Consider the following 11,941-nt stretch of genomic DNA (forward strand, 5'->3'; position numbering starts at 1 on the left):
CGCATAAGAGCCGACCGGCACAACACTCGCAAGCGTTGTGCCAGTTCCGCTCTTCGGTTCTGAATGCGCGCGCTTCAATGGCGCGCGCGACACCGTTGCTGCGCGAGCGAGTGTGCCTACTTGCGAGCAGCGACACCAGCGCGGCGCAAGGCGTCGGCCAATGCACCGCCCGGGGAAGGCGCCTTCGGCGGCTGCACGCGCGCCTGATCGCGCCGGGACGCGCCGCCGCTATCGGGACGGGACGAGCGCGGAGATTGGGCGCCGGCCTCGTCGTCGAGCCGCAACGACAGGGCGATGCGCTTGCGCGGCTTGTCCACGTCGAGGACCTTGACGCGCACGATGTCGCCCGGCTTCACCACGCTGCGCGGATCCTTCACGAAGGTCTTCGACAGCGCCGACACGTGCACCAGCCCGTCCTGGTGGACGCCGATATCGACGAAGGCCCCGAAGGCGGCGACGTTGGTGACGACGCCTTCGAGGATCATGCCCGGCTCGAGATCGTTCAGCGTCTCGATGCCGGCCTTGAACTCTGCCGTCTTGAAGGCCGGGCGCGGATCGCGGCCCGGCTTCTCCAGCTCGCGCAGGATGTCCGTGACGGTGGGCAGGCCGAACCGGTCGTCGACGAAGGCGCTGGGCGACAGGGCGCGCAGCACGGGGGCATTGCCCAGCACGGCATCGATCCGGCTCTTGGTCGCCTCCAGGATCCGGTGCACCACCGGATAGGATTCGGGATGCACCGCGGAGGCGTCGAGCGGGTCCTCGCCGCCGGGGATGCGCAGGAAGCCGGCGCACTGTTCGAAGGCCTTGGGCCCGAGACGCGGTACGTCCTTCAGCGCCTTGCGCGAGCGGAAGGCGCCATTCGCGTCACGATGGGAGACGATGCTCTGTGCCAGCGACGTGCCGATGCCGGAGACGCGCGCCAGCAGCGGCGCCGATGCGGTGTTCAGGTCCACGCCAACGCCGTTCACGCAATCCTCGACCACCGCATCGAGCGATCGCGACAGCTTGAACTCGCTGAGATCGTGCTGGTACTGGCCGACGCCGATCGACTTGGGATCGATCTTCACCAGTTCCGCCAGCGGGTCCTGCAGCCGGCGCGCGATCGACACGGCGCCGCGCAGGGTCACGTCGAGGCCGGGCAGTTCCTCCGACGCATAGGCCGACGCCGAATAGACGGAGGCGCCGGCTTCCGACACCACGATCTTCTGCAGCTTGAGGTCCGGCAGACCTTTCACCACCTCGATCGCCAGCTTGTCGGTCTCGCGCGACGCGGTGCCGTTACCGATCGCGATCAGCTCGACCTTATGCTCGCGCACCAGCCTCGCCAGGATGGCGAGCGATTCGTCCCAGCGCCGCTGCGGCTCGTGCGGATAGATCGTGCTGGTCGCCACCACCTTGCCGGTGGCGTCGACCACCGCGACCTTCACGCCGGAGCGGAAGCCGGGATCGAGCCCGAGGGTCGGCCGCGTGCCCGCCGGCGCGGCCAGCAGCAGGTCGCGCAGGTTCGAGGCGAACACCCGCACCGCTTCTTCCTCGGCCGCCGTCCACAGGCGCAGCCTGAGGTCGATCGACAGCATGATCGTGATCTTGGTGCGCCACGCCCAGCGCACCGTATCGGCCAGCCATTTGTCGCCGGGCCGTCCCTGGGCGGAGATGCCGTAGGTCCGCATGATGCGAAGCTCGTAGGCGGTGGGGACCGCCTGTGCCGCTGGCGGGCGCGTCGCGGGATCGTCCGGCTCAACGGTCAGGCCGAGGATTTCCTCGCGCTCGCCGCGGCACAGGGCCAGCACGCGATGTGAGGGCATCTTGGCCAGCGCTTCGGAGAAGTCGAAATAGTCGCTGAACTTGGCGCCGGCTTCCTGCTTGCCTTCGCGCACCTTGGAAACGAGGCGGCCATTGGCCCAGAATTCCTCGCGCAGCGCGCCGATCAGGTCGGCGTTCTCGGCAAAGCGCTCGACCAGGATGGCGCGCGCGCCTTCCAGCGCCGCCGCTGCCGTGGCGACGTTCTTGTCCTCCGAAACGAAAGGCTCGGCGCGGACCAGCGGGTCGACGGTCGGATCGCCGAGCAGCAGGTTGGCCAGCGCCTCCAGACCCGCTTCCTTGGCGATCTCGGCCTTGGTGCGGCGCTTGGGCTTGTAGGGAAGATAGATGTCCTCGAGGCGGCCCTTGCTGTCGGCGGCCATGATCGCCGCTTCCAGCGTCGCATCGAGCTTTCCCTGCTCGCGCACGGAATCGAGGATGACCTTGCGCCGGGCTTCGAGCTCGCGCAGGTAGCCCAGGCGCTCCTCGAGGGTGCGGAGCTGGGCATCGTCCAGCGAGCCGGTGACTTCCTTCCTGTAGCGCGCGATGAAAGGGACCGTCGCGCCGCCGTCGAGCAGCTCGACCGTGGCCTGGACCTGTTGTTCCTTGACCCCGAGTTCTCCGGCAATGCGCGCCTGGATGGATAGCACCAAGTAACACCTCTGGGTCGGATGAGAGAGACGGGAGCGCACGCACGTGCCACTCCGGGGCGCGGATATGAACGGCGCGCCTGTGGGACTTCAAGCTGATTGTTCGCTTGCACAATGGCTTGCGAAGAGCTGTGCTCGGCGACGTCTTCCTGTATTCAGAGGGCCGTGTAGCCGTTGAGTGTGGTGAGCAGATGGCCGGTATGACGACGCGGAGCGAGCAGGCCTGCTTCGGCGGGACGATCGGCTTCTACAGCCACGCCTCGACGGAGATCGGCGCCGAGATGAAGTTCTCGGTCTTCGTGCCCGGCAAGGGCCCGGCGCGGCCGCTCCCGGCACTCTACTTCCTGGCGGGTCTCACCTGCACGGAAGAGACCTTCATGATGAAGGCAAATGCACTGCGGCATGCCGCCGAACTCGGTCTCGTTCTCGTGGCGCCGGATACCAGCCCGCGCGGCCTCGGCCTGCCGCGCGAGGAGGATGACTGGGATTTCGGCACCGGGGCGGGCTTCTATCTCGATGCCGAGGCCGAGCCGTGGCGGCGGAACTATCGAATGTACTCCTATGTGACACGCGAACTCCCCGCGCTCGTCGAGGCGACCTTCCCGGTCGCGGCCGGGCGGCGCGGCGTGTTCGGCCACTCGATGGGCGGCCATGGCGCGCTGGTGGCGGCGCTGAAGAACCCGCAGGCCTATCGGTCGGTCTCGGCCTTCGCGCCGATCTGCAATCCTGTCGCCGTGCCGTGGGGCGAGAAGGCGTTCGGCAACTATCTCGGCCCGGATCGTGCGCGCTGGGCCGAGTGGGACGCGAGCGAGCTGCTGAAGCAGGGGAGCCGCTTTGCGGGCCCGATCCTCGTCGACCAGGGGATGAAGGACCAGTTCCTCGCAGGCCAGTTGCGGCCCGACGCCCTCGAAGCGGCAGCCCAGGCCGCTGGCCAGGAGCTGGTGCTGCGGCGGCACGAGGGCTACGACCATTCCTACTGGTTCATCCAGACCTTCATCGAAGATCATCTGAAATGGCACGCCGAGAGGCTCCGCGCGTAAGGGCAGCATCTGCCGGGGGGGGGCGCGGGACGCGGCCACCGCAGTTGACCCGGTTCCACCCTTCGGCTTTATTCCCCGCGCACGACAGTGTGCCCCCGTGGCGGAATTGGTAGACGCGCCTGACTCAAAATCAGGTTCCTCACGGAGTGTTGGTTCGAGCCCGACCGGGGGTACCATCGTGCGGAAAACGTCGGACTTTCGGCGTTTCAGGGCGGATTCAGTCTAGTCTGTCCGCTGGACCAAATTCGTAAGGCAAGACCGCGAACGCGCGGCCAAAAAGGGCGGGTGTAAAGCCTGCCGCCATTCCTCAACATGCGCATGGCGAGCGGCGCAAGCCGCTTCGCGGCTGCCATGTTCTCCATGCCGAGATCTGGCGGTCCTTGTCTTCCTAGAATTCGACCACGGGAGGGCGACGCCGGGACTATATCAAATCTCGTGTTCATCGCTGCCTGGGGCCGACCCTCGTCCCGGTTCACGGCTCGTCGTTGCCGTTCAAGCAGCAACCGACAACCTTCCCGTGCCCGCCGGAAAAGGTCTCTCGCCAGCGGTGGGAAGATGTGACGTTGGCTATCGTAAGACCGACATGGAGTAGATCACGATCGCTGAAACCCCAATCACGAAGCCGACCGCTGCGCATAGTGCGAGGATCTCGTTGTTCACGGGCCGAAGCTGAACGATTTGTTCTGGAATCGCCAGCAGATTGGGGCCTTGCCACAACTATTAAGTGGTATGGCAATCCCATTGCCACTCCACCGGAGGGACTGCAGTTGGAAGGCGTCGCCCGCCGTCTGGGTGCGGAGCTGCTTTTCGTGCGCGCGTCCGGCTGAAGGCCGCCGCCAGCGAGAGGGGTCGTCGATACTGCCTGGCGGGGATCCCCAGGAGTTTCTGTTGCAGGAGAATCCAACCAAGATTGCACGAGCTGCGGATGACGCGACGCGAACCCTTCAGGGATCGTCAACGGAATGCCGGCGTAGCGGGTGGAGAGGTTTTCGGGCCGACCGTAAATGCGCGTTGGGTGGGGCATCGGGGTTTCCGGTGCCGGCCTGTTCTCAACCGGGAAACGCTACCCACCGCTGCATCGATCAGGCTTCGGCCGCAGCGGCATGTGGATCACATGCGGTGGGGCGTGCATCGCGCGCCGAGGGCGCTCGGCGCCCTATTGGCCTCTGCATGCAGGGAACGGAGATCATCACTTCGCCGGCTTGGAGTTCAAATCCTCGACACAGAACCGGGCGACGAGACGACGGGCCGATGTGATCCGAGTTCGAATGCCGCGCGCTGCAGCGAATCTTGTAAAAAGGAAAGCTCAGTCTTCAATACGCTGGCTTGTTTTGGATACTTCCCAACCCTGCGTGATCGCGAATGAGTATGAGCGTCCTGCGTGTCGTGATCAAACGCATGCCTTCAATCTCAGCGAGACTCGTCGTGATTGTTTGCCGCCTCGTGCCGAGCAGATTCGCCAAGTTTCCGTGAGTGATGACGAGAGACGCCCGTCCCGTGGCTTCGTAGCCACGGTACAGCCAGCGTGCCAGGTCCCCTATGCGCGATGCCCTTGCGCGGCCTACTGAAACAAGCGCCGACTGATAAAACGCAGCTTGGTACGCTTCAGCAAGGCCCGTTTGGATCGAGTCATCAGCCGCTGCCAGCGCCTGCAGCTTAGACGTTTCAATCGACCATGCGCGCCCCCCGATCGAGACCACGACGTCTAACGGAAGTGCAGCGGCACCCAGCGCAAGTTCAGGAAAACTCGAGCCCTCACGCCCGACACTTAGCGCTTCGATACCATCAGGCGATACGATGCTGAGAAGGCAATCGACCGGGAAATACGTAATGTCAGGTCGCTGACCCGCCACTCGGAGGAGCTGGCCGGCAACCAGCTCGGCTTCCGAGAGGTGAGGCATCAGAACGCCGGACGCGGTGTCTCCAAAACGGCGAATAGCGTGATAAAGTGTCAAGGTCGCGGTGGCGATATCTGCTTGTGAGGCGGCGTCGTTCGACGAGGCTATCCAGCCGTGTGCGGTTAGGGAACCGTTGGTCCGGTTTCGGACAGTCGACCTGTCAAGCGATCCTGGTCACGCGCTTTCAGCAAGCGCCATCCTGCAATCGACGTCACTCAGGAAAGCTGCCCTCACTGGAGAATGCGCGGGACGAGGGCTGCACACGGCCGCATCGTGTCGCAAAGGCATTTGCTCTGCCGGCCTGATCGTCGCGCCTAACGCGCGAGTGCTTCTGCACAAGAAAGGCACGCGGTAGTAGTAGGCGGACCCCACCGCCTCGATGCCAGCCAAGGGCAGATGGACCGACGCGTATTGAAGCCGAAGAGGAATGCGAGGCGTTCAGACGCTTTGATTGAGAGCGAGAATTGACCAGTCCTCTGACAGTTCGCGGAACAGACACTCAGCGATCCAGTAATTGCCATAGGGCATGACGTCTTCTTGCGGGAAGCGACCGAGGCGCGGATGGCCTGGTTCGATATGGCGCATACGGCCCCATGAGCCGTGAAGCAGCACGCCGCCCGGCGACAAGAAGTTTGCGATGAGCGCTTTCATGGTCTCTCGCGCGACGTGACGATATCGATCGGCGCGGTCGGGCAGCCAGCACGCCAGCCGCATCAGCTGCGCGGTCGCGATAGCGGCGGTGCAGGAGCAGTAAGGTAGGCTTTCTCGCTCGGGGTCCTGGAAGTCGTAGCGCGGCACCCATTCCGGCGGCACGTTCGCGACGTACCAGTCGGCGGCACGGCGCGCAGCATCGAGATAGGCAGGCTTGCCGCTTGCTTCGTAGCCGTGCGCGAAGTCGAGCATCGCCCAGCCCTGCCCACGTGCCCACACCGTGTCGTTGGAGTAACCCTGTAGGCTGAACAAGCCGGTAACGGTACGTTTCTGAGGATCGAGCGCGGCCGCATGGCAACTCGACCCGTCGGCTCGGATCAAGCCGATTTCCAGCACCGTGTCGAGATGGCGATAGGCCAGCGTGCCCCGCGCGGTGTCCTCCTGCGCGGCCCAGAGCATCGACGGCAGGTTCAGTCCGGTATCGATCACGATGCGGTCGGCGCCAGCGATCTGCAAGAATGCGCCGGCCTTATGATCGAAGATATTGGCGAAGTTGTCGCCGCCCGCAAGCGTCCACTGCTTCAGCCGCGGATCGCGCGTGATGCGATATCCGAGCACCAATGCGTAGTACATGTCGAGACCGGTCGACGAGAAGACGGTCGGGTGCCGCGCTAGCACCGGTCCGATACGCTCGCAAAGCTGCAACGCCGCGTCGGCGTAGCGCGGCTCGCGCGTCATCAAGTGCAGGAGCCACAGGCGGCCGGCGAGGAAGCCAACCCACTGGAAGTTGGCCCAGCTGTCCCAGACATAGTCTGCGTCTTCCCAGGTGTAGCCGCCGGTCAACGAGTTGAGCCGCGGCACGCGGTCCGGCGTCATGTCCTCGCAGATGACATCGGCACCGGCGCGGAGGGCGCGGAGTGCCTGCCCCAGCATCCGCGAGTAAGAGTCATCCATGGCTTCGGCTCAGGTGCCGACGACCTTGGCGATCGCCGTGTCGAGCAACGCCAGACCCTCGTCGAGTTCCTCGTCCTTCACGATCAGCGGTGGGGCGATGCGCATCGTGCCGCCGGCCGTTCCCGAGCGAACGATGTTCGCTGCGAGGCCGACCGCAAGGGAGGCCTCAGTGACGGCGTTGGAGATGGACGTGGCGTCCCGCGAGCCCACGCTGGTGAATTCGAGGCCGCGCAGCAGGCCGCGGCCACGCACGTCGCCTATACAGGTGTGGCGTTGCTTCAGGCGCAGGAGGCCCGCACCCAGCCGCTCGCCCGCTTCCTTTGCGCGCCCGATCAAGTTGTCGCGCAGGACGATCTCCAGGACCTTGAGGCCAACGGCCGCCGGCAGCGGGTCGTTCACGTGGGTCGTGTAAAAGAAGAACTTCTTCTCGTCGGCGAGCTTGGCGACGCGGTCGTTGGTCATGACCGCCGAGAGCGCCATGCCGGCGCCGAGCGTCTTGGAGAGCGTCAGGATGTCCGGCACGACGCCATCACGCTGGAACGCGAACATCGTGCCGGTGCGGCCGAGGCCGGTCTGCGCCTCGTCGAGGATCAGCAGCATGCCGCGGCGCTGGCAATGTTCCTTGAGCGCGGCGAGATAGCCTTCCGGCAGATCGATCACCCCGCCGCTCGACAGGATCGGCTCGCCAATGAAGGCCGCGAGATTACCGGTGCACTGGCCGTCAATCTGCTCGAAGGCGTCGTCGAGTTCCTGTCGCCAAGTCACGCCGGCGAAGCGCGGCTTGTACGCGTTGGGCGCGGGGATCGCGAAATAGCCAGGCGCCATTGGACCAACGCCGGTCCGACCGACCTTGAACGTCGCCGCCGCAGAGCCCGCCGTCACGCCGTGATACGACTTGGTGAAGGTCACGATCTCCCACTTGCCGGTCACCGTCTTGGCGAGCTTGATTGCGGCCTCGTTGGCTTCGCCGCCCGTTGACAGGAACATCGCCTTGGAGAGCTCGGGTTCCTGCTCCGAGAGCCGCTCGGCCAGCGCCACGACCGGCTCGGAGATCATCGCCGAGAAGAGGTGGTCGAGCGTGCCAGAGGCTTGCTTGATGGTCGCATGAATTTCGGGGTGTGAGTGGCCGAGAATGGAGCTCATTTGCCCGGACGTGAAGTCGAGCATCTTGTTGCCCTCGCCGTCGTATAGCCAGCATCCTGCGGCACGCACCGGCACGAAACTGGCGAAGTCGCAGCCATAATGGAGAAGGCTGTTGTTGGCGCGCGCCGCGAAGGCGCTCTGCAGGCTCGACTGACCCATACGGCAACTCCCCTGGATGGATATCGGAGCTTCAGGCGTTAACCCGCGCAGGTCGACCGCAAAGAATTTGTCAGTCAGGTGAAAAAAATGCACCTTAGAGCAGATGAAGCAACCTAGTTCGAGTCCGCGGCAATCTCGTTTACCGTTGCGGGGCATAGCCGTGTTCGAGGCGGCGGCGCGGCTCGGTAGCTTAAAGTCAGCTGCTCGCGAACTAAGCCTGTCGCCCTCCGCGGTCAGCCATCAGATCCGCGCACTGGAGGAGGAGCTGGGCGTCGAGCTCTTCAAGCGGGTAAGCCGTGGCGTGCAGCTCTCTGGCGATGCCGCCAAATATGCCGATGTGCTGCACGGACTTTTCGAGCGGCTGCGTCGCGCCACGATTTCGGTTGCGGCGCCGGGCTGGAGCAAGACCTCGGCGCGTGTGGTGCGCCTGATGACGCCGCCCTCGCTTGCGACGCACTGGCTGATGCCACGCCTGGTTAACTTCATCGCCGCCCATCCTGGCATCGATCTGAGAGTCTTCGCGCTGCGCACCGCCGATGGCAATCCGGAGGATTTCGACCTCACCATCGGCTACGGTGACGCTAGGCGATGGCGAGGACGCGCGCGGCCGCTGCTCAAGGAGAGAATCCAGCCGTATTGCGCGCCGGCGCGGCTGCTCGGAGCGAAGTCACTCACGCCCAAGCAATTGCTCGCTCAGCCGTTGATCCAGAGCCACGAGAACGCAGTGTCATGGGAAAGCTGGTTCGGTCAGCGCGGCCTTTCCTTCGACGATGCTGGGAGCAGCCCGCTGCAGCTCGATCCGAGCTATGTCGCTATCGAAGGCGCAGTGAAAGGTATGGGCGTGATCCTCGAAAGTAGCCTTCTGACGAGCGAGCATGTGGCGGCCGGGCGGCTCGTGGCGCCAGTTACCGAGCAGCGGCCGCCCTCCACGGCCTATTGGCTGCTGCCGATCCCCAGAGGGGCACGTCGGCCGGTCGTCGATGCGCATGCATGGTTGGCAACCCAGGCAAATTTCTCCTCGTCATCCCGGAAGAAGCGATAGCCGCTCGGCGGTATGCCCGGGGTGATGTCGACTTGTTGTATAATGCGGACCTCGTCTGACACCTACGGCCAGGAGATCACAGATGGCTGGAGCACAGAAAATTGCGGCCTTTTGCACGCAATGCCGGTCGCGCTGCGGCTGTGTCGCCGTCGTGGAAGACGGGCGGTTGCTGGGGATCGAGCCGTTGCCGGATCATCCCACAGGCCAGGCGCTGTGTCCCAAAGGGCGGGCAGCGCCCGAACTCGTCTATCATCCCGAGCGCGTGACGCGCCCGCTGCGCCGCACGCAACCGAAGGGCGCCGCCGATCCCGGCTGGCAGCCGATCGGCTGGGACGAGGCGCTGGCCGAGATCGCCGCACGCCTCTCCGATATCCGGGCGACGCACGGCGCCGAACAGGTTGCCTTCTCCGTCACCACGCCGAGCGGCTCGCACATTTCGGATTCGATCTCCTGGGTCGAGCGCTTCATCCGCGCCTATGGCAGCCCAAACACCATCTACGGAACGGAGATCTGCAACTGGCATAAGGATTATGCCTCGCGCTTCACCTATGGCCACGATATCGGGACGCCTGATTTCGCCAACACCGGATGCGTGGTGCTGTGGGGCAACAATCCCGCGGCCACCTGGCTGGCGCGCCAGGTGGAGATACAGAAGGGCCTGAAGAGCGGTGCGCGGCTGATCGTGATCGACCCGCGGCCCACGGTGCTGGCAAAGCGCGCGACCCAGTGGCTTCGGGTGCGCCCCGGCACCGACCAGGCGGTTGCCCTCGGGCTCGCGAACCTGCTGGTTTCGAGCGGACGCTTCGATCGCGACTTCGCAGCGACCTGGACGAACGCCAGCCTGCTGGTGCGCTCCGATACGGGCCGCTTCCTGCGCGAGAGCGACCTTCGGGCCGATGGCCGGATCGAGATTCTGTTTTCCCCCGCGGCCGAACGCGGCGGCCTGCTTTCGTTCGATGCGACGCGCGGGAGCTGGGATCCCGGAAGCGCCACGCCCGCCCTGCGCTGGCAGGGCACCGTCGAAACGCTGTCCGGCCCCGTGGTGTGTCACACCGCGCTGGAGTTGTTCGCCCGGGCGGCCGCCGAATATCCGCCCGAGCGGGTGGCCGAGGTGAGCGGGATCGAGCCTGACGACCTCATAAAAGCCGCCGACATCATCGCCGGCGCCCCGTCGATTGCCTATTACGCCTGGAACGGCGTCGGGCAGAGCGTCACGGCCACACAGACCGATCGTGCGATTTCGATCCTCTACGCACTCACCGGCAGCTATGGCCGCAAGGGCGGCAACGTGCCCGGCGGCGCGGCGCCCTTCGTCGATATTTCCGGCCAGGATCTGCTGCCCGCCACACAGCGCGACAAGGCGCTCGGCCTTGCCGAGCGGCCGCTCGGTCCTGGCCTTCACGGTTGGGTGACGGCACGCGACGTCTACAAAGCGGTGCTCGCGAAGGCGCCCTATCCGGTGCGCATGCTGATGTCGTTCGGCACCAACCTCCTGGTGTCGCAGCCGGATACGGAGATTGCCCGCAAGGCGCTGTCGGCGCTGGAATTCCATGTCCATGCGGACTTTTTCATCAACGCGACGGCGCGCTACGCCGATATCATCCTGCCCGTCGCGACCTCGTGGGAGAGGGAGGGACTGCGCACCGGGTTCGACGGCAGCCTCGAGGGGCTGCGGCACGTCCAGCTGAGGCCCCCAGTCGTCGAACCGGTCGGCGAGGCACGCTCCGACACCGACATCGTGATGGGGCTTGCCGCCGGGCTCGGTCTCGCCGATCGGATGTTCGATCTCGATGCCGACCGTGGCCACGATGCCGCTCTGGCCAAAGCCGGATTGACCGTCGAGAGGCTGCGCCGCTCTCCGGAGGGCATCGCGGTCGAGGGAGCGGCGCAGGTCGATGCCCAGTCGATCCTGCAGGACGGCCATCCGCGCGGCTACCCGACGCCGACCCGGAAGATCGAGATCTATTCGGAACGGCTGCTGCTCTCGGGCTACCGGCCGATCCCCGGTCTCGACGCCAACGATCTCGCACCACCGGAACCGGGTTACCCGTTGCGCCTCGGCAGCGCCAAGAGCGTCGCCTACTGCCACAGCCAGCATCGCAACATCGCCTCGCTGCGCCGGCTGGTGCCCGACCCGATCGTGGAGATGTCGCCGGCCGATGCTGCCGCCCGCGCCATCGCTCAGGGTGACTGGGTTCGCATCAGGACGCGGAGCGGTGACGTGGTCGCCCGGGCCGCCCTCGTGCCGGCTCTCGCCTCAGGGGCCGTGTTCGGCCAGCACGGCTGGTGGGTCGAAGGCGGGGAGGGCACGCCCTACGATCGCCGTCACCCTCTGGCGGCGAACCTGAACGGCGCCATCGGCACAGACCGGGCCGATCACGTCAGCGGCTCGATCCCGCTGCGGTGCTCATGGTGCCAGATCGAGAAGATTTCAGGTGAGCCCTCATCGGGGTGATGGCGTCTGGCGCTCTTCTCCGCTCGTAGGACGCCCAAGCGGATCCGGTCGGTCCGGCTCTCCCCGACCACGGTGCGGCTTCTGCAGCCGACCTGACACCGATCAACAAACCGACGCGGTTCCTTCATGGGCCGGCAACACGCCTGGCA

Annotated in this window: 7 protein-coding genes and 1 tRNA gene; 4 read left to right on the forward strand and 4 right to left on the reverse strand. The window is 65.5% G+C overall.

Going from position 1 to position 11,941, the window contains the following annotated elements; all coding sequences use genetic code 11:
* Window positions 1-116: 116 nt before the first annotated feature.
* Entirely contained in the window at window positions 117-2,450 is a 2,334-nt protein-coding gene (locus ACQY78_RS23285; RefSeq protein ID WP_428686472.1) for a Tex family protein, read from the reverse strand.
* A gap of 200 nt (window positions 2,451-2,650) precedes the next feature.
* On the opposite strand from ACQY78_RS23285, the gene fghA reads away from it, so the two are divergent.
* Together fghA and ACQY78_RS23295 are read left to right on the forward strand one after the other, a co-directional pair.
* The gene (gene fghA, locus ACQY78_RS23290; protein ID WP_428679347.1) at window positions 2,651-3,490 is read left to right on the forward strand and encodes an S-formylglutathione hydrolase; all 840 of its coding nucleotides are present in this window, start codon (window positions 2,651-2,653) and stop codon (window positions 3,488-3,490) included.
* A gap of 91 nt (window positions 3,491-3,581) precedes the next feature.
* Window positions 3,582-3,666 (forward strand) — tRNA-Leu (locus ACQY78_RS23295).
* A gap of 1,137 nt (window positions 3,667-4,803) precedes the next feature.
* Here the strand turns inward: ACQY78_RS23295 and ACQY78_RS23300 are convergent.
* The 3 genes from ACQY78_RS23300 to ACQY78_RS23310 form a co-directional block, all read right to left on the reverse strand.
* The gene (locus ACQY78_RS23300; protein ID WP_428679349.1) at window positions 4,804-5,445 is read right to left on the reverse strand and encodes a Crp/Fnr family transcriptional regulator; all 642 of its coding nucleotides are present in this window, start codon (window positions 5,443-5,445) and stop codon (window positions 4,804-4,806) included.
* A 381-nt stretch (window positions 5,446-5,826) separates the two neighbouring features.
* Complete coding sequence (locus ACQY78_RS23305; protein WP_428679352.1) at window positions 5,827-6,993, reverse strand: hypothetical protein; 1,167 nt, start codon at window positions 6,991-6,993, stop codon at window positions 5,827-5,829.
* Between the two features lie 9 nt (window positions 6,994-7,002).
* The gene (locus tag ACQY78_RS23310) at window positions 7,003-8,295 is read right to left on the reverse strand and encodes an aspartate aminotransferase family protein (RefSeq protein ID WP_428679354.1); all 1,293 of its coding nucleotides are present in this window, start codon (window positions 8,293-8,295) and stop codon (window positions 7,003-7,005) included.
* Between the two features lie 103 nt (window positions 8,296-8,398).
* Between ACQY78_RS23310 and ACQY78_RS23315 the strand changes: the two genes are divergently transcribed.
* Both ACQY78_RS23315 and ACQY78_RS23320 read left to right on the forward strand, forming a co-directional pair.
* Window positions 8,399-9,337 carry a LysR substrate-binding domain-containing protein gene (locus ACQY78_RS23315; RefSeq protein WP_428679357.1) on the forward strand — a complete coding sequence of 313 codons (939 nt, stop codon included), beginning with the start codon at window positions 8,399-8,401 and terminating at the stop codon, window positions 9,335-9,337.
* An 82-nt stretch (window positions 9,338-9,419) separates the two neighbouring features.
* Entirely contained in the window at window positions 9,420-11,792 is a 2,373-nt protein-coding gene (locus ACQY78_RS23320; protein WP_428679360.1) for a molybdopterin-containing oxidoreductase family protein, read from the forward strand.
* The last annotated feature ends 149 nt before the right edge of the window (window positions 11,793-11,941 follow it).

Source organism: Reyranella sp. (genome assembly GCF_965279625.1).
In the GTDB taxonomy this organism is placed as follows: domain Bacteria; phylum Pseudomonadota; class Alphaproteobacteria; order Reyranellales; family Reyranellaceae; genus Reyranella.